Source organism: Rubrivivax sp. JA1026 (assembly GCF_011065555.1).
GTDB classification, from domain to species: Bacteria; Pseudomonadota; Gammaproteobacteria; order Burkholderiales; family Burkholderiaceae_C; genus Rubrivivax; species Rubrivivax benzoatilyticus.
In genome coordinates, this window is record NZ_JAALCQ010000001.1 from 648607 (window position 1) to 666232 (window position 17626).

Sequence of the window (17626 nt, forward strand, 5' to 3'; positions counted from 1 at the left end):
CCGACGGTTGTCCATGCCGGCGCTGGTGCTGGCGGAGCGCTTCACCCGATGAGCACGATTGGCCGGAAACTGATGCAGGTCTGGACGGGGTTCGGTACCCGTTACCTGCCCTTCGCCGACGCGGCGACGCCTGAACTCCCGCTGTCCCGGCTGCTGCGGCTGTCCCTGTTCCAGATCACCGTCGGCATGGCGGTGACGCTGCTGGTCGGCACGCTGAACCGGGTGATGATCGTCGAGCTCGGCGTGCCGGCGACGATCGTCGCGGTGATGGTGGCGCTGCCGCTGCTGTTCGCGCCGTTCCGCGCGCTGATCGGATTCAAGTCCGACAACCACCAGTCGGCGCTGGGCTGGCGCCGCGTGCCCTACATCTGGAAGGGCACGCTGCTGCAGTTCGGCGGCTTCGCGATGATGCCGTTCGCGCTGCTGGTGCTTTCCGGTGGCGGCGAGTCCGGGCACCTGCCGCCGTGGATCGGCCAGCTCGGCGCGGCGATCGCCTTCCTGCTCGTCGGCGCCGGCATGCACACCGTGCAGACGGTGGGCCTGGCGCTGGCCACCGACCTCGCCGAGCCCGAGGCGCGGCCCAAGGTCGTCGGCCTGATGTACGTGATGCTGCTGGTCGGCACCATCGTCAGCGCGTTCTTCTTCGGCTGGATCCTCGTCGACTTCACGCCCGGGCGGCTGATCCAGGTGATCCAGGGCGCGGCGCTGACGACGATGATCCTCAACGTCATCGCGCTGTGGAAGCAGGAGTCGCGTTTCCCGCGCCGCGGCGCGCAGCGGCGCGACGACGACCCGTCCTTCCTCGAGGCCTGGCGCCACTTCGTCGGCAGCGGCGATCAGGTCGTGCGCCGCCTGCTGACCATCGGCCTGGGCACGGCAGCCTTCACGATGGAGGACGTGCTGCTCGAGCCGTATGGCGGCGAGGTCCTGGGCATGGCGGTGGGCGAGACGACCCGGCTGACGGCGACGCTGGCGCTCGGCGGCCTGTTCGGCTTCGGCCTCGCCTCGCGCGTGCTGAGCCGCGGCATGGACCCGTTCCGCATGGCCTGCTACGGCGCCCTGGTCGGCATCCCGGCTTTCGTGCTGGTGATCATCGCGGCGCCGCTGAACTCGCCGCTGGTGTTCGCCGCCGGCGTCGCGCTGATCGGTTTCGGCGGCGGCCTGTTCGGCCACGGCACGCTGACCGCGACGATGAACATGGCGCCGCCCAACCAGGCCGGCCTGGCGCTGGGCGCCTGGGGTGCGGTGCAGGCCACCGCGGCCGGCCTCGGCATGGCGCTCGGCGGCATCCTGCGCGACGTCGTCCAGGCGCTGGTGAACGACCACCCGTTGACGCACTGGATCTCGGTGCCGGCCACCGGCTATGTCGTCGTCTACGTGATCGAGCTCGGCCTGCTGTTCGCTACGCTGGCGGCGATGGTGCCGCTGATCGGCCGCACGTTGCGGCGCGCCCCGGCCTGATGGCGGCCTGAGTCTCCCGTTTCCACTGCCGGCGCCCCGCCTCGTGCGGGGCGTTCGTTTTGGGGCAGCTGGTTCCCGCGGTTCGCCGCGCGCGGAGTCCTGGTCGGCGCCGGCGGGGGCAGCGGCGGTGGCCGATCGTCGGGAGTGGCCGTGTGTCGGCGGCCCGCCTGGTGGCGCGACAGGTCTGCGGCACGCGCCGGGCGCGATGAAGGGCCGGGGTCCGGGGCAAGGCCCTGGAGGACTCGCCTCCCGTCGGCCAGCCCGCTGACCTCGGGGCCGTGTCCGGATGCGGGGCCGGGAGCGCGCCGACGGCGCAGGCTGCGCCGTGATCGTCGACCGGCGGGCGCGCTTCGGCGCCGGACGGCGGTCAGACGCGGAAACAGAAACGCCGGCACGAGGCCGGCGCTACCGAGGGCGATGGTGGGGAGAACTTCGTTTGCCGGGCTCAACCCGCCAAACGTGTCCGGTTCATGTGGCGGCGCCTTTTCACAGAAGCCAGGGGCACTGCGCCGCTCTTGAAACTACATGGGGCCGAGGTCCGCGAACCTCAGCCCCATGCCGGACATACGCTGACAGACGCTTTTTACTGCGCCGGGGCCTGCGGGGCCGCGACCGGGGCCGGGGCGGCGGCGGCAGCAGCCGCGGCAGCCTTCTTGCCACCGTTCCAGTAGGCCGGGAACCAGTCGGTGTTGGCCATCAGGCCGCCGTGCAGGATCAGGCCGGTGACGGCGACGGCGCCCAGGTAGACGGGGATACCAACGGTCGGCTTGACGACGCGCCAGATTTTGCCTTGGTTCATTTTTTAGTTCCTGCTAGTGACTTAGTGGAGCCACGGCGTATAGGCATACGCCAGGATGTGAGCCAGAACAGCGATGACACCGAAAACACGGGTGCCATCAACCAGACCCTTTTGCAGCTCTTCGGCTTCCGCCGTGGTCAGGCCGGACGGCCAAACCTTGTTTGCATCATCTGCCATTGCGTTTCTCCTTCAGAGACATGGACCAGTTTCCGTGCTCTACCCGCACGTGGGTTGGCTTCTGTAGCCCTCGGGGATCACTCCCTACCGACATGTGTAACGCTACGCTGACAGGGTGGAGGCGTCAACATGCCGTGACACCCCCGCAACGCTGAATGTGTCGCGAAACTGATCTATCACAAAGTGCCGGGGTCACAAGCGCCGTTTTGGCGCTTTCCGGCGGTGTCGGACGCGCCCAGCGAGCCCGTCGCGGGCACGGCGCGTGACGGCGCGGAAACCGCCGCGGCCGGGCCGCGTCAGTCCATCTGCATCACGAGCACCGGCGAGATCCAGGAGTGGTCGCGCAAGGCGTCCTCGATCCCGGCGCCGGGGTCCGCGCCGTCGGCCATCAGCCGTGCCTCGGCGTCGTGCACCGCTTCCTCGTAGGCGCGGCGACGGGCCCGCATGAAGGCGTACTCGAGGTAGCGGTACGAGGGCGCACCGCGCTCGAACAGCGCGCCGTAGAACAGGCGCGCGAAGTTGCAGGCGCGTTCGTCGCGCACCTTCCACTGGTAGCCCAGCACCGCCGGCACCTGCTGTTCGAGGGCCCGCAGCACCGTCGGGTCCTTGGTGCTGTGGCAGGCGCTGAGGAACAGGAACTGCGTGTGGGCCAGCGCCGTCGCCAGGCGGTGCACCGGCAGCGCGCCGCCGCGGTCGGCGCGCAGCACCAGGCTCGCGCCCAGCGGCCGGACGTTGACCGCGTGGCCGCAGAAGTGCACCAGATGCCAGCCCTGCGGCGGCGCTTCGTCGACCAGCGCACGCAGCAGCCGCTCGGCCGGTGGCGCCGGGTCGGCGTCGCCGAGGTCGAGCCGGCGCACGCTGCCGCCGGCATGCCGGCGCAACAGCGCCTCGAGTTCGGCGGCCTCGGTCGCGGCGTGCGGCAGCTCGTCGAGTTCCAGCACGCGGTCGTCGCCCAGCGGGATGTTGCCCGGCGCCGCGTCGGCCTGGACGACGAGCGCGTTGACCGGCCCGTTGCGGCTCTCGGCGTCGCGGAACAGCGGCTCGTTGCCGCGCGGCATCGCGTGGCGGTACATCGGCGCGTTGAGGATCCAGCAGTCGGCCAGGCTGGCGGCGCTCGGGTCGCGCAGCGCCTCCAGCATCAGCGTGTGCATCTCGTCGTCGACGGTGACGCGCACGCGCATGTGGCCCATGCCGCCGGCTTCCTCGCGCTGGCGGCTGAACTTGCTCCAGCAGTCGGCGTTGTCGGCCGCGCCGCTGAACAGCAGATCCGACAGGTCGCGCGACAGCCGCGCGAACGAACGCGGGCGGAAGCTGTTCTGCGAGACCTCGGCGTCCAGCCGCGCCGACTCGTCGAGGATGTCCTCGAGCTTGCGGCTGTCGATGGCCAGTGTGCCGCTGGCGCGGAAGGTGCGCAGCTTGGCGCCGCCGGTGCGCAGCATCTCCCAGCTCGCGCTGCGCCGGTCGCGCAGGTGGATGTGCAGCCGCACGCAGGCCGAGCTCAGCCGCGGCTGGCCGCCGACCAGCGTGCGCACCGCCTCGCGCAGGGTCTCGGCCAGGCGGGCGTCGGCGGCCAGCAGCGCCGTGCGGTCGTAGGCCTCGAGGAAGCCGGCCAGGCGTTCGTCCGGCGCATTGGAGATCACGACCACCGGCAGCTGCTGCCAGAAGCCCTTGATCTGGCGGACGAACTGCATCGTCGGATCGCGCCCGGTCAGGCCGATGCTCGAGGCCGCATCCGCGGGCGTGCTCGAGCCGATGACGACCAGGCTGCAGGTGTCCAGCCCGTGGTCCTCCAGCGCCCGGCCGGCGCGTTCGATGTTGCCCTTGTCGATCGGGCGCGCGGGCAGGCGCAGCGAGGCGAAGGCGGCACGCACGCCGTCCTCCAGCATCTCGCGCATGTCCTCGTCGTGGTGGACGATCAGCTGCCACAGCACCTCAGGCTCCTTCGGCGGCGCTCAGCCGCAGCGCCAGCGACAGCCCGGCGTGCTGCTGCAGCACGAGCTGGCCGCGCATGCGCCGCATCAGCGTGCGCACCACGCCTTCGGCGAGCGCGAACTCGCGTTCGTCGTCGCTGCGCGGCGCCAGCCGCGTCGGGCTCGGGTCGCCGCGTTCGTCGGCGAGCTCGAAGCACAGCCGCGGCTGGGCATGGCTGGCGTCGACGCGGATGCGGATGCGGTCGTCCTGGGCGCGCATGCGCAGCAGGAAGGCGAGCAGGCTCGAGGCGCAGAACGCCAGCTCGGGCGGCGCCGCCAGCACCGGCGGCGCCAGCGGATCGGGCAGCACGTCCACCGTCTTCTGCTGGCCACGCGGCAGGTCGTCGTGCAGCTGCGCGGCGAGCTGGTCCAGGCTGACGATGCGCAGCGGCAGCTCGCCGTCCTCGGGCGTCGAGGCCAGCCGCGCGACACGCTCGAGCGACAGGTCGGCACGCACCAGCTGGCGCAGCGACTTGTCGAGCACGTCGGCGCCGTGGCCGCCTTCGCCGGCGTGGGTGCGCAGGTAGGTGGCGGCCAGCGACAGCGGCACGCGGATCTCGTTGGCCACCTGGGCGTAGACGTGGCGCAGCGCGTCCATGCGCTGGGCTTCGCGCCTGAAGCGCAGGTCGCTGGCGACGTAGACCTTGCCGCCGATCTGCGGCGGGAGCGACGCGCCCGACAGCAGCACCGGCAGGTGGCTGCCGTCGGCGGCGAGCAGCTCCACCTCGCTGGACAGCAGGCGAGGCATCGCCACCAGGCGCTCGGCGTAGCCGGGCGGGTCGGGGTCGGCGCCCGGGGCGCCGATCAGGTCGGCGAGCCGGCGGCCCGGCAGCGAGCCCGGCTCGAAGCCCAGCAGCGCCTCGCAGGCCGGGTTGACGGCCTGGATCTCGCCGCGCGCGGTGGTCTGGATCACCGCGTCGGCCACCGTGTCGAGCACCGCGGTGTTGAACTCCAGCGCCCAGGAGCGGTCGAGGATCAGCCCCGCGACCTTCAGCGTGCGTTCGATCGAGTGCTGCTCGGCCGCGGCGAAGGCGTGGGTCTTGGACGACTCCAGGTTCAGGATCCAGCGCACCGGCTGCCCGGGCACCGGCAGGCACATCTCCGAGCGCGTGCCGGCCACGCTGCCGGTGTAGCGCTGGCGCGTGCGCACGTCGTCCAGCCGCACCGCGCGCGCCCACAGCGCGACCTCGCCGAGCACGCCTTCGCCGAGGTCCTGGCGGTAGTCGGCGGGCAGTTCGGCGCCCGGCAGCGCCGACTGGTGCACCAGCGACACGCGGCCCTCGTCGTGGTCGACCCGGAACAGCGAGACGTGGTCCCAGCCGCGCGTGTGGCGCAGGCCGTCGACGAGCACGCGGGCCACGTCCGACAGGTTGCCCGCGGCCTGGCCCATGCTGCCGATGAGCTCCAGCTCGAACTCCAGCGCGCGCTGGCGGTCCAGCGCCAGCGCCATGTTGACAGCCTCGCCGACCGGCAGCCGGCCGAGCTGCGTGGTCTCGCGTTCGTCGAAACGCCGGTCGTCACGCCGCAGCAGCGTCAGGATCGCCGCCAGCGCACCGTCGCGGAACACCGGCCGGCGCAGCAGGTGGCGCCAGCCCTGTGCGAGGAACTCCCGGGTCGCGTCGTCGTCGCGGGCGAGCGCGGCGTAAGGCTCCTCGGCGAAGAGCTCGGCGACGGCGTCGGCGCGCGGCAGCAGCAGCCGGTCCAGGTCGGCGCTCACCATCGCCGGCATCGGCCACCAGCCCCAGGACGGCGACACCGCGACGCCGGGATGGGCGTGCAGCAGGCGCACCGCGGCGCGGTCCTCGCTGATCATGCTGACCAGCATCGCGTCGAAGTGCATCACCTCGCCCAGGCGCGCGGCCAGCGCGTCGAGCAGGCGCTCGCAGTCGTCGGCGATGCCGATCGCCTCGTGGATCGCCAGCGTGGCGCGCTCCAGCGTGCGGTCCTCGATGAAGCCCAGCGAGCCGGCCAGCGCACCGGCCGCGTCGTACTCGGGCACGCCGACGACGCCCAGGTGCACCCGCACCCCGGGGCCGAGATCCGGGCGTTCGAGCGTCAGCGCGTAGCTGCCGGCGCGCTGGGCGCGGTGGCGGCGCTCGATCTCGCTGTCCAGCCGCCGTGCGCTCTCGGCGTCGAAAGGCAGCCCGCGCAGCGCCGCGCCGGGCTGCAGTTCCGGGCCCGCGAGGCGGGCGGCGGCGCGGTTGACGTAGCGGATGCGGCCGTCCAGCCCCAGGCGCAGCACGCCGAACGGCAGGTCGTCGAGCGCGTCGGCGCGCACGCGCAGGCCCAGCATCGTGTCCCCGGCTCCATCGTCCATCGCCTTCCCCTTCAGCTCGGGCTGCTGCCGCGGCGCTGCGCCTCGGCCTGGCGCAGGTCCATCATCGGGTCACCCAGGTGCAGGTGGGCCAGGGCGCGCGGCGGCGCCACGCCGTTGTCCAGCGGGTGGATCTGCAGGCACTGCTCGCCCAGGCGCTCGATCGCGCGCTCGTACTCCCAGCGCACCCAGCCCGACTTGGCCGCCGCCGCCGACCAGAACAGCAGGAACAGCTCGCTGGCGTCGATCTCGCGCTCGAGCTGCGGCTGCCAGGCCTTGCCCGGGTGCAGGTCGTGGCAGTCGAGGAAGACGCGGATGCCGGCGGCCAGCCGGATCGACGCGACGCGGTCAAGCACCCGCAGCCGGTCGGCCGAGGCGTAGGACGCGAAGGCCCGCCGGGCGATCGCCGCCTCCTCGGCCTGCACCGGCGGCGGCGCTGCCGGCGCGGCGGCGGCCACCTCGATCGGCAGCCGCACGCGGGCGACGACGATGCCGTCGATCGCGACGTCCAGGCGCAGCAGCGACTCGCCGTGCGCGCCGTCCGCGGCCTGCAGCGCCCAGGCCAGCTTGACCGGCGTGCCCTGCCAGACGAAGGACTGGCGTGCGCTCTCGCCGTCGGCCGGCATGAAGCCGCTGCCGCGCACTTCGACGTCCAGGCGCGTGCCGCGCTGCAGCGGCGTGGCCGCGCCGACCTCCAGCGTCGCGTGCGGCCGCGACAGCAGCGCACGCGCCTGCTCCTGCGCCCCGGCGGGGTAGGCGACGAACTCGGCGATGAACTCGCGGCCGGGCGGCACGACGGCCGGTGCGCTGGCGCCGAAGCGGGCGTCGTCCATCGGCACCGCGGTCTCGGGAGCCGCCGGCTCGGGCGGCGCACGGTCGGCCGCCGCCTCGGGCAGCTCGAAGACCGGCGCGGTGGCGAGGTAGGCGAACTGCGGCGGCGGCGAGGGCATCGGCGGCGCTGCCGACGGCGGGGGCGAACGTCTCGCCGGCTCGGCCCCGCGGCCGTGTCCGGCCAGCACCGCCGCGGCCCGGGCGGCGGCGGCCAGCCACGCCGCCACGCGCTCCTGCAGCGGCGGCGGCAGCGTGTCCTGCAGCGCCTGCCAGGCGCGGCTGCACTCGCGCTGCGCCGCCTGGGCCGGATGGGCGCCGGGCCCGCCTTGTGCCGGCAGCGCCAGCGTCGCCGCGAGGAACTCCAGCGCGTCGGCCAGGCGCATCAGCGCGGCGCGGCGGGCCAGCGGCTGCCCGAGGTCGTCCTGCAGGCGGCGCAGTGCCGCGACGATCGCGGTGGTTTCGGCCGGGTCCATGAACTCTCCATCGGAGTGATGAAGGCATTGAACCGCCGTGCCGCTTGACGCGACATCCGCGAGCGTAGGGAACAAAGGTAACGGAGTGCGTCAGCGCGCCGCCGTTGCCGCAGGCGCGGCCGACGCCGCCTGGCCCGGCTTCAGGGGCTGCCTCAGGTGCTCTCGGCCACCATGTCGATCGCGCCGCAAGGGCACTCGACGGCGCACAGGCCGCAGCCCTTGCAATAGTCGTAGTCGACCGCGTAGCGCCCGGGAGCGAGCTTCTTCACCGCGTTGTCGGGGCAGACGCCGTAGCAGTTGTCGCACTGCAGGCAGTTGCCGCAGCTCAGGCAGCGCCGCGCCTCGAACAGCGCGTTCTCCTCGGTCAGGCCATGCTGCACCTCGTCGAAGCCGTCGGTGCGGCGGGCGAGTTCGAGCTGCTCGCGTTCGGTCTTCGGCGCGTCGCTGTAGTACCAGGGGTTCAGGCGCTCGAACAGCGCCGGGCCGTGTTTGGCCGCCGGCTCCAGCACCGTGCCGCGCAGCCAGGCGTCGATGTGGCGCGCGGCGCGTTTGCCGTGGCCGACGGCGACCGTCACGTTGCGTTCGGCCGGCACCATGTCGCCGCCGGCGAACAGGCCCGGGTGGCCGGTCATCATCGTCGCCGGGTCGACCTGCACGACGCCGTCGCGCAACTCCAGCCCGGGCACGCCGGCCAGCAGGCCGAGGTCGACGTCCTGGCCCAGCGCCAGCACCAGCGAGTCGGCCTCCAGCGTCTCGTACTCGCCGGTCGGCTGCGGCTTGCCGTGTTCGTCCAGGCGCATCTTCTCGATCGTCAGCGCGCCGGCTTCGGCGTGGGCGACAGTCGACAGCCACTTGACCTGCACGCCTTCCTCCAGCGCCTCCTCGACCTCGAGGTCGTGCGCCGGCATGCGTTCGCGCGTGCGGCGGTAGACGATGACGGCCTCGGTCGCGCCCAGGCGCTTGGCGGTGCGCGCGACGTCCAGCGCGGTGTTGCCGCCGCCATAGACGGCGACACGCCGGCCCAGGAAGGGCGGTTCGCCGTCTTCCATCGAACGCAGCACGGCCACCGCGTCGAGGATGCGTGCCGAGTCGCCGGCCGGGATGAAGGCGCGTTTGGCGATGTGCGCGCCGACGGCGAGGAAGGCGGCGTCGTAGCCGCCGGCCTGCATCGCCTCGGCGATGCGGTCGACGCGGGTGCCCAGCTTCAGCTCGACACCGAGCGCGACGATGCGCGCGACCTCGGCGTCCAGCACCTCGCGCGGCAGACGGTACTTGGGGATGCCGTAGCGCATCATGCCGCCGGCCGCCGCGCCGGCTTCGGCGATCGTCACCGCGTGCCCCAGCCGGCGCAGGTGGTAAGCGGCCGACAGCCCCGAAGGCCCGGAGCCGACGACGAGCACACGCTTGCCGCTCTCGGCTGCCGGCGGCTCGAAGGCCCAGCCGCGGCGGATGGCCTCGTCGCCGAGGAAACGTTCGACCGAGTTGATGCCCACCGCCTCGTCGAGCTTGGCGCGGTTGCAAGCGCCCTCGCAGCCGTGATAGCAGACGCGGCCCATCACCGCCGGCAGCGGGTTGTCGCGCACCAGATGGCGCCAGGCGGCTTCGTAGTCGCCGCTCTCGGCGCGGAACAGCCAGCCCTGGATGTCCTCGCCGGCCGGGCAGGTGGCGTTGCAGGGCGGCAGGCGGTCGGTGTAGACCGGGCGTTCGGTGCGCCAGCTGCCGGTCTTGTTGGCCAGCGAGGAGCCCGGGTCCAGCGTGATCGCGAAGGGCTTGTCCATGCTCAGTCCTCCAGCGCGAAACGGCGCACGTTGCGGTCGGCGCCGGCCTGGATGGCGGCCAGCATCTCGGGGTGGCCGGGCTCGCCGAACAGGTGGGCGAAACGTTTCTGCAGCCGCAGGTACTCGGCCGCCGGCACGCGGCGGCGGATCTTCGAGACCGCCGTCAGCTCGCCATGTTCGGCCTCGAACACCGGGAAGATGCCGCTCTCCTTGGCCAGCCGCGCCAGGCGCACGGTGTCGTGGCTGGCCGCGCCCCAGCCCAGCGGGCAGGGCACCAGCACGTGCAGGTAGCGCGCGCCGTGCAGCGCCATCGCGCGCTCGACCTTGGCCTCCAGGTCGTGCAGGTCGGCCACCGTCGCGGTGGCGACGTAGGGAATGGCATGGGCCATCGCGATCAGCGGCAGGTTCTTGCCCTGGCCGAAGGGCGCGCCGGGCTCGGGGCCGACGGCCATCGTCGTCGCGGTGCGGGCGCCCGGCGGCGTCGCCGAACTGCGCTGCACGCCGGTGTTCATGTAGCCCTGGTTGTCGTAGCAGACGTAGAGCACGTCGTCGTTGCGCTCGAACATGCCCGACAGGCAGCCGAAGCCGATGTCGGTGGTGCCGCCGTCGCCGCCCTGGGCGATGACACGCACGTCGCGCCGGCCCTTGACCTTCAGCGCCGCGGCGATGCCGGTGCCCACCGCGGCGGCGTTGCCGAACAGCGAGTGGATCCACGGCAGCTGCCACGAGGTCTCGGGGTAGGGCGTGGAGAAGACTTCCAGGCAGCCGGTGGCGTTGGCGGCGATCAGCCGCCCCTCGGCGGCGCGCAGCGCGGCGTCGACGACGTAGCGTGCGCCCAGCGCCTCGCCGCAGCCCTGGCAGGCGCGGTGGCCCGAGTTCAGCGCGTTGCCGCGCTGGCGCGAGGCCTGCACGGTGCGCTGCTCCTTCGGCAGCAGGCGGTTGCCGACGGTGAAGGTGCCGGTCTGGTAGAACTTGACGGGCTCGTCCATGCTCAGCTCCCACGCGGCGCGGCGGCGCCCAGGTCGCGCAGCAGGTTCTCGGCGATCGGGCCGCTGCGGCGCACCGCGGCCTCGCGTGCCAGCTGGCGCTCGACGATGCGCCAGTCCAGGTCCATGAAGGTCAGGGGCCCCAGCTTGCCGGCGACCGCGTCGCGCAGCGTGCGCTCCAGCGAAGCCTGCGTGATCGGCCGCCCGCCGAGCCCGGCGACGACCGTGTGGCCGTGCAGCGCGAGGCCCGACAGCGCCAGCCGCACGTCGGTCGAGACGACGCCGCCCAGCCCGACCGAGAAGCTCTTCTCCAGCACGACGACACGTTCGGCGCCTTCGAGCGCGGCACGCACCGCGGCCAGCGGGAAGGGTCTGAACGACGTGATGCCGAGCACGCCGACCGCCACGCCGTCGTCGCGCAGCACGTCGACCGCGTCCTTCAGCGTGCCCAGCACCGAGCCGAGCGCGACGACGACGGTCTTCGCGCCGTCCAGCCGGTAGCCGCGCACCAGGCCGCCGGAGTCGCGGCCGAAACGTGCCTGGAACTCGGCGGCGATCTGCGGGATGCGGTCGAGGGCCATCGTCTGCTTGGCGTGGGCGATGTAGCGCACCTCCATGAAGGCCTCCGGGCCCACCATCGCGCCGATCGACACCGGCTCGGCCGGGTCGAGCAGCTGGCGCGGCTCGTAGGGCGGCAGGAAGGCGTCGACCTCGGCCTGCTCCGGCAGGTCCACACGCTCGACGGCGTGGGTCAGGATGAAGCCGTCCATGCAGACCATCACCGGCATCGACAGCTCCTCGCCGAGCTTGAAGGCCTGCAGGTGCAGGTCGGCAGCCTCCTGGTTGGTCTCGGCGAAGAGCTGGATCCAGCCGCAGTCGCGCTGGCTCATCGAGTCGCTGTGGTCGTTCCAGATGTTGATCGGCGCGCCGATCGCGCGGTTGGCCACCGTCATCACGATCGGCAGCCCCAGGCCCGAGGCGTTGTAGACCGCCTCGGCCATGAACAGCAGGCCCTGGCTGGCGGTGGCGGTGTAGCTGCGCGCGCCAGCGGCACTGGCGCCGATGGCCACGCTCATCGCCGCGAACTCGCTCTCGACGTTGACGAACTCGCACGGTGCCAGCGCCCCGGACTTCACCAGCTCGCCCAGCCCCTCGACGATGTGCGTCTGCGGCGAGATCGGGTAGGCGCAGATGACCTCGGGGCGGGCCAGCGCCACCGCCTGCGCGACGGCGCGCGAGCCTTCGATCTGCTTCAGCATGGCACCGCTCCTTCGGCGTGCTCCAGCACCCAGGCATGGGCCTCGGCGCCGGCCAGGATGTTGGCGTCGGCGACGCGGCCGGCGAAGGTGTGGCGAATGGCCTGCGCCACCGCCTCCAGCGAGACGATGCCGGCCAGCGCCGCCAGCCCGCCCAGCAGCGCTGCGTTGGGCAGCGGCCGGCCCAGGCGCGCCAGCGCGATGTCGCTGGCCGGCACCGTGGCCGCGTGGCCCGGCGGCAGCCGTGCGGCCAGTTCGGCCAGGCCCAGCGCGGCGAGGTCGCGGCCGGAGTTGATCAGCACCCAGCCGTCGGGCTTGAGCCCCTGGAAGACGTCGACCTGGTGCAGCAGCGTCGGGTCCTGCACGACGAGCACGTCGGGCGCCATCACCGGCTCGCGCGAGCGGATCTCGCGCTCGCCGATGCGGCAGAACGCGACGACCGGCGCACCGGTGCGTTCGGAGCCGAAGCTGGGGAAGGCCTGGGCATGGCGGCCCTGCTCGAAGGCCGCGAGCGACAGCATCTCCGCTGCCGTCACCGTGCCCTGGCCGCCGCGCCCGTGCAGTCGGATCTGCAGCATGTCGCTCCTCCGCGGATGGATCCGCGGGCCATTCTTCGCCGGTCTCGGGGCTTGACTTTGAGCGACGTCAAGCGGCCCGGGGCGGCGCCCCGGATCAGGGCACGACGATGAAGGCGAGGTGCGAGTCCGGGATCGACGCCGCAGGCGCCTGCGCGGCGGGTGGTCCCTGCCGGTCGGCGCCCGACCGCGGCGCCGCTTCGCGCTCGACGGCCGAGATCAGCAGGTGCACGCAGGCGGCGAGCAGGGCCGGCACGAGGGCCGCGCCAAACAGCAGCCACGGCGTCGTCGCGTGCAGACGGATCAGGTGCAGGTTCATGGCGGCTCCAATGGGCGCCTGCACTGTCGCGCCGCGGCCGCGGCCGCCGTATCGGAGTCCGGCGCGGCGGCGTGTAGGACGAGCGGAAGCCCCGGAGCCCGCCGTGAGCCGAACCCGCCGCCTTGCCGCCGTCGCCTGCGCCGTGGCCGCGCTGACGTAGGACGTTTCCGACATCCGATGGCGGCGGGTGGTGATGGCCGCCTCGGCCGCCATCCGCCACACTGCAGTCCGAGTGCCCCGGAGCCCCGTTCCCGACCCTGCGGCAGCCGCGAGCTGCCGGCCCCCCATGCCCGAAGTCAACGCCTTCATCGTCGAAGACAGCCCCATCATCCTCGAGAGCCTCGTCGCCACGCTCGAGGAGCTCGCGCCGGTGAAGGTCGTCGGCACCGCCGCCGACGAGTCGAGCGCGCTGCAGTGGCTGCGCACCCGCCCCGAGGACTGCGACCTGCTGATCATCGACATCTTCCTGAAGTCGGGCTCGGGCCTGGGCGTGCTGCGCCAGGCGGCGCAGTCCGGCGTTCGCGGCCGCCGCGTCGTGCTGACCAACTACGCCACGCCCGACATGCGCGAGAAGTGCCAGGCGCTCGGCGCGCACCGCGTGTTCGACAAGTCCAACGAGCTCGACGAACTGATCAGCTACTGCCTGCGCCTGTCCGAAGGCGGCGGCGCGACGGTGCCCGGCGCGCTGAACTGAGCTGGCGCCGGCACCGTCCGCCACCCGGACGGCGCCGCGGCGCGTACAACACGAACGGGCGCCAGGGCGGCGCGGGAGGATGTGGCGATGCGTTTCGGTCTGGTCTCGCGCTTGCGCCGCAGCGCGCTGGCGCTGCCGCTGGCGGCGGTGGCGGCGCTGGTCATCCTCTTCATCAACGAACTCGCCTACCGCGACTCGGTGGCCTCGCTGGACCAGCTGGGCACACGCGGCAGCGCCCGCGTCGAGCTGCAGATGCTGCGCGGCGCGCTCGTCGATGCCGAGACCGGCGAGCGCGGCTACCTGCTCACCGGGCGCAAGGAGTACCTGGACCCGTACGAGAAGGCCGCGGCCTCGGTGCCGGCCAGTGTCGAGCGGCTGCGCACCTACTTCGCCGGCGACCCGGAGGCCACCGCGCTGATGCAGGGCATCGTCACCACCGTCGACCAGCGCCTGTCGGACCTGGCCACCGCGGTGCGGCTGTACGACGAAGGCCGCCACGAGGCCTGGCACGAGCTGCTGATGTCCAACATCGGCCTGGACAAGATGGAGCGCATCCGCACGCTCGGGCAGCAGCTGCTCGACCACGAGTCGCAGCTGATCCGCGCCGACCGGGCCGACGTCTACGAGACGCTGCGCCTGCAGCGCATCGGCGTCAACGCGATGACCGCGCTGAGCCTGCTGGCGCTGATGCTGTTCCTGCGCCAGACGGCCAGCTTCGACGAGGTCCAGCGCCGCCATGCGCTGGCGCTGCAGGCCGAGAAGGACCATCTCGAGACCGAGGTCGCGCGCCGCACCCGCGACCTCACCGACCTCGCGAACTACCTGCAGACCGCACGCGAGGACGAACGCAGCCGCCTGGCGCGCGAGCTGCACGACGAACTCGGCGCGCTGCTGACGGCGGCCAAGCTCGACGCCGCGCGCCTCAAGCGCAGCCTCGGCACGATGTCGCCCGAGGCCGAGGCGCGGCTCAAGCACCTCAACGACACGATCAACGACGGCATCGGCCTGAAGCGCCGCATCATCGAGGACCTGCGGCCTTCGTCGCTGAGCAACCTGGGCCTGGTCGCGGCGCTGGAGATCCAGGCGCGCGAGTTCTCGCAGCGCTCGGAGCTGCCGGTGCAGGTCGAGCTGGAGGACGTGCCGCTGGCCGACAGCGCGCAGATCACCACCTTCCGCCTCGTCCAGGAGTCGCTGACCAACATCGCGAAGTACGCCGCCGCGCGCCGCGTGACGCTGACGCTGGCGCGCGACGGCGACCGCGCACGCATCGCCGTGCGCGACGACGGCCGCGGCTTCGACCCCGAGACCGTCAGCGGCACGGCGCACGGCCTGATGGGCATGCGCTATCGCGTCGAGTCGCAGGGCGGGGCGATGCGCGTGCACTCGCGGCCCGGCGAAGGCACGCTGATCGAGGCCTGGCTGCCGCTGGCCGCCGAGACCGCCACCGCCTGATCCGCGGAGTCCGCCAGATCGGGGCGGCGGCGGGCCGCCGCCTGCGGCCTCAGCTCTTCACTTCCAGACGGTTGTCGACGCCCTTGACGCCGTCGACCCGGGCGGCGATCTGCGTCGCCCGTTCGCGTGCCGCCACGTCGGGTGCGCTGCCCTTGAGCACGACGCGGCCGGACTCGGTGTCGACGTCGATGCGCAGCGCGCTGAGGTCGGGGTCCTTGGCCAGCTCGGCGTTGACACGCGCGGTGACCGTCGCGTCGTCGATCGCCGCGCCGGCACGCTCGGAGGCGTTGCCGATCGCCTCGCCGGTGCGTTCGGCCGCGTTCTCGATGGCGTTGCCGGCGCGTTCGGCGGCGTTGCCGGCGGCGGCGGTGGCCGAGTCCAGCTTCTCGCCGGCGGTCTGCTCGTCCTGGCGGCCGCAGGCCGTCAGGGCCAGGGCTGCGACGGCGGCGGCGATCACGGTGGCGGCGAGCGGGCGTCGGGGGGTGTTCATCGGGCTTCCTTTCGTTGGTGGGCGCTATCGGATGCGGGCGGGCTGCGGCGCGCCGCCGGGGCGTCGCGCGTGGCCGGTGCGGGCAGGAGGTCGCCGGCCGGCGGCGAGCCGCCGTAGTACCAGCGGCGCACGTCGTCCAGCCAGGCGTCTCGGTCGTCTTGCATCGGCGGCCTCAGCGCAGGTGGCGCGAGCCGTCGCGGCGCTGGGAGGCCAGCGCGCCGAGCAGCAGCGCGACGAGGGCGCCGGCGGTCGCGGCCACCAGCACCGCCTTCACCGGCTGCTCCTGGATCTTCGCCGTCGTGCGCTCGCCGGCCAGGTCGACGCGGTGGCGCACGCTGGCGCCGAGTTCGCGGGCGCTGTCCCAGCCGCGCCGGGCGGCGTCGCCGACCTGGCTGCGGGCGCGGCCGAAGGCCTCGGCGGCCTCCTGGCGTGCCGCGCGTGCCCCGTCGTCCAGGGCTTCGTGCGCCTCGCTGGCGAAGCGGCGGCCTTCGTCCCAGGCCGATTGCGCGCGCGAAGCGAGTTCGTCGGTGCGGTTGGAGTGCTCGTGTCGGTTCATCGGGGTCTCCTTCAGGGTTTGCGCATCAGGCTGGCGACGAAACCGCCGATCGCCAGCACCAGGAAGACGAAGAACAGGATCTTGGCGATGCCGGCGGCGCCGGCCGCGATGCCGCCGAAGCCGAGGACCGCGGCGATCAGGGCCACGACCAGGAAGGCGAGCGCGTAGTGAAGCATCGGGGTCTCCTCTGTGCGTCATGCGGCAGGCTGCCGCGGTGAAACCATTTTTGGAGCGCCGCCGCCGGCGCGGCAGCGGCCTCGGCCCCGCGGCCGTGTCGGCGCGCGAAGCGGCCGCCGGTAGGAGGCGGACTACCTCGCCGCCGGCGCTCGACCCGCCGGCCCCGCCCCTCGGCCGCGTGATCGGCCGCCTCCTACAGGGCCGCTCGTAGGCCACCGACAGCGGCGTGTGGCCGCTTCCCACCCGGGCCGCCGCCGGCGCTGCCTACGCTGTCGACCCGGGGCCGGACACCCTGGCCCCAGCCGGACGCGAGGTGGCTCATGCTGCAACTGGCCGTCGTCTTCTTCGTCATCGCGCTGGTCGCGGGCGCGCTGGGCTTCACCGGTGTGGCCGTCGGCGCCGCGCAGGTGGCGCAGCTGCTGTTCGTGCTCTTCCTGGTGCTGGCGCTGGGCAGCTTCGCGCTTGACCTGCTGCGCCGGCGCCGGGCACGCAAGGTGTCGCGATGAACGCCGCCGGCCGCCTGGCCATCGTGCTGCTGCTGCCGCTGGCGGGCGCCACGCTGGCCGCCGAGCCGCGCAGCGCGGTGCCGGACCTGCGCACGTCGCGCCATCCGTCCGCTGCCGGGCCGCGTCTGATGATCGTGCCCGAGCCGGCATTCGCATCGCCGCAGGCCGCGCTGGCCGCGCGCCCGGTGCTCGCGTTCGAGGACGGCGAGGGGCCGGTCGTGCTGCCGCGTGGCGCGCTGCGGGTGCAGCTGTCGGGTGACGCATCGTTGACGCTGCGGCCGCGCCGCGACGGCCTGGCGATCGCCTGGCGCAAGCGCTTCTGAGCGGCCCCGCGAAAAAAGGCCCCCGCACCGGAGGCCGGGCGGGGGCAGTCGGGCGACCGGGTCGCCCGGCGCATGACGCGCGTTGTGTTCCGCTTGCCGGCACGTGCCCCGGGGCCGGCCGCCAGGCCGCAGGTGGCCCCGCTGAACGCTGCCGGCTGCGACTGCAAGCGTGATGGGAGCCGTCTGCCGCCGCTTCGTCGCGCCGGGTGCGGGGTTTCAGTCCCGGTGCGGCAGCCGTTGCGCGCCGCGGCCGTCGTCCTGCGGCGCGCCGGCGTCGGTCAGGAAGGGCAGGGCGGCTTCGCAGCCCAGCGCCCAGGCGGCGTCTTCAGGGTCCCAGGGCTCGTCGGCGGGGCGGGGGTCGTCGTGCTGGCCCTCGTTCATCTGCGGCTCCTCTGCTGCGGGCCCGGACGGGCCACGGTGGTGCACATCGTCGGCGGCCAGGCCGGGTGGCCGGCGTCGGGAGGCGCCGCCGTGCCTTGTCGGACAAGA

At 73.3% G+C, this 17626-nt stretch carries 20 protein-coding genes; 5 read left to right on the top strand and 15 right to left on the bottom strand.

Annotation, left to right across the window (positions count from 1 at the left end; all coding sequences use genetic code 11):
• The first annotated feature begins 48 nt into the window (after positions 1-48).
• Entirely contained in the window at positions 49-1461 is a 1413-nt protein-coding gene (locus tag G5B56_RS02950) for a PucC family protein (protein WP_029718315.1), read from the top strand.
• Between the two features lie 583 nt (positions 1462-2044).
• Here G5B56_RS02950 and G5B56_RS02955 read toward each other — a convergent pair.
• The 10 genes from G5B56_RS02955 to G5B56_RS03000 form a co-directional block, all read right to left on the bottom strand.
• A complete protein-coding gene (locus tag G5B56_RS02955) occupies positions 2045-2260 on the bottom strand; it encodes a light-harvesting protein (RefSeq protein ID WP_009859093.1) in 216 nt (71 codons plus the stop codon).
• A 21-nt stretch (positions 2261-2281) separates the two neighbouring features.
• Positions 2282-2437: a light-harvesting antenna LH1, beta subunit gene (gene pufB, locus G5B56_RS02960; RefSeq protein ID WP_009859092.1), complete on the bottom strand. Its 156-nt coding sequence runs from the start codon at positions 2435-2437 to the stop codon at positions 2282-2284.
• Between the two features lie 296 nt (positions 2438-2733).
• Positions 2734-4368 carry a CHAT domain-containing protein gene (locus tag G5B56_RS02965; protein ID WP_164962278.1) on the bottom strand — a complete coding sequence of 545 codons (1635 nt, stop codon included), beginning with the start codon at positions 4366-4368 and terminating at the stop codon, positions 2734-2736.
• Position 4369: 1 nt separating this feature from the next.
• Positions 4370-6724, bottom strand: coding sequence for a PAS domain-containing protein (locus G5B56_RS02970; protein WP_230247796.1), 2355 nt, complete (start codon positions 6722-6724; stop codon positions 4370-4372).
• An 11-nt stretch (positions 6725-6735) separates the two neighbouring features.
• Positions 6736-8025, bottom strand: a complete 1290-nt coding sequence (locus tag G5B56_RS02975) for a toll/interleukin-1 receptor domain-containing protein (RefSeq protein WP_164962279.1) — start codon at positions 8023-8025, stop codon at positions 6736-6738.
• Positions 8026-8177: 152 nt separating this feature from the next.
• Positions 8178-9803, bottom strand: coding sequence for an NAD(P)-binding protein (locus tag G5B56_RS02980; RefSeq protein WP_164962280.1), 1626 nt, complete (start codon positions 9801-9803; stop codon positions 8178-8180).
• 2 nt (positions 9804-9805) lie between these two features.
• Entirely contained in the window at positions 9806-10792 is a 987-nt protein-coding gene (locus G5B56_RS02985; protein WP_009859087.1) for a thiamine pyrophosphate-dependent enzyme, read from the bottom strand.
• A 2-nt stretch (positions 10793-10794) separates the two neighbouring features.
• Positions 10795-12048, bottom strand: a complete 1254-nt coding sequence (locus G5B56_RS02990; RefSeq protein WP_164962281.1) for a transketolase C-terminal domain-containing protein — start codon at positions 12046-12048, stop codon at positions 10795-10797.
• A complete protein-coding gene (locus tag G5B56_RS02995) occupies positions 12042-12623 on the bottom strand; it encodes a 2-oxoacid:acceptor oxidoreductase family protein (protein ID WP_164962282.1) in 582 nt (193 codons plus the stop codon). Before G5B56_RS02995 ends, G5B56_RS02990 begins: the two co-directional genes overlap by 7 nt.
• Before the next feature lie 94 nt (positions 12624-12717).
• Entirely contained in the window at positions 12718-12939 is a 222-nt protein-coding gene (locus tag G5B56_RS03000; protein ID WP_009859084.1) for a hypothetical protein, read from the bottom strand.
• A 286-nt stretch (positions 12940-13225) separates the two neighbouring features.
• Here G5B56_RS03000 and G5B56_RS03005 point away from each other — a divergent pair, with 286 nt between their 5' ends.
• Positions 13226-13633: a response regulator transcription factor gene (locus G5B56_RS03005; protein ID WP_009859083.1), complete on the top strand. Its 408-nt coding sequence runs from the start codon at positions 13226-13228 to the stop codon at positions 13631-13633.
• Between the two features lie 87 nt (positions 13634-13720).
• Entirely contained in the window at positions 13721-15085 is a 1365-nt protein-coding gene (locus G5B56_RS03010) for a CHASE3 domain-containing protein (RefSeq protein ID WP_164962283.1), read from the top strand.
• A gap of 49 nt (positions 15086-15134) precedes the next feature.
• Here G5B56_RS03010 and G5B56_RS03015 read toward each other — a convergent pair whose 3' ends face one another.
• From G5B56_RS03015 to G5B56_RS03030, 4 genes are read right to left on the bottom strand one after another with little or no spacing between them, the layout of a single operon-like run.
• Positions 15135-15575, bottom strand: coding sequence for a BON domain-containing protein (locus G5B56_RS03015; protein WP_009859081.1), 441 nt, complete (start codon positions 15573-15575; stop codon positions 15135-15137).
• Entirely contained in the window at positions 15572-15739 is a 168-nt protein-coding gene (locus tag G5B56_RS03020) for a hypothetical protein (RefSeq protein WP_164962284.1), read from the bottom strand. The genes G5B56_RS03015 and G5B56_RS03020 overlap by 4 nt, the downstream gene beginning before the upstream one ends.
• 8 nt (positions 15740-15747) lie before the next feature.
• On the bottom strand, positions 15748-16131 hold the full coding sequence (locus G5B56_RS03025) for a hypothetical protein (RefSeq protein WP_009859079.1): 384 nt from the start codon (positions 16129-16131) through the stop codon (positions 15748-15750).
• 11 nt (positions 16132-16142) lie between these two features.
• A complete protein-coding gene (locus G5B56_RS03030; RefSeq protein WP_009859078.1) occupies positions 16143-16307 on the bottom strand; it encodes a DUF1328 domain-containing protein in 165 nt (54 codons plus the stop codon).
• Between the two features lie 321 nt (positions 16308-16628).
• Between G5B56_RS03030 and G5B56_RS03035 the strand changes: the two genes are divergently transcribed.
• Both G5B56_RS03035 and G5B56_RS03040 read left to right on the top strand, forming a co-directional pair.
• Positions 16629-16814, top strand: a complete 186-nt coding sequence (locus G5B56_RS03035) for a DUF1328 family protein (RefSeq protein ID WP_009859077.1) — start codon at positions 16629-16631, stop codon at positions 16812-16814.
• Positions 16811-17137, top strand: coding sequence for a hypothetical protein (locus G5B56_RS03040; RefSeq protein WP_164962285.1), 327 nt, complete (start codon positions 16811-16813; stop codon positions 17135-17137). Before G5B56_RS03035 ends, G5B56_RS03040 begins: the two co-directional genes overlap by 4 nt.
• Before the next feature lie 216 nt (positions 17138-17353).
• Here G5B56_RS03040 and G5B56_RS03045 read toward each other — a convergent pair whose 3' ends face one another.
• Positions 17354-17518 carry a hypothetical protein gene (locus G5B56_RS03045; RefSeq protein WP_009859075.1) on the bottom strand — a complete coding sequence of 55 codons (165 nt, stop codon included), beginning with the start codon at positions 17516-17518 and terminating at the stop codon, positions 17354-17356.
• Positions 17519-17626: the final 108 nt, after the last annotated feature.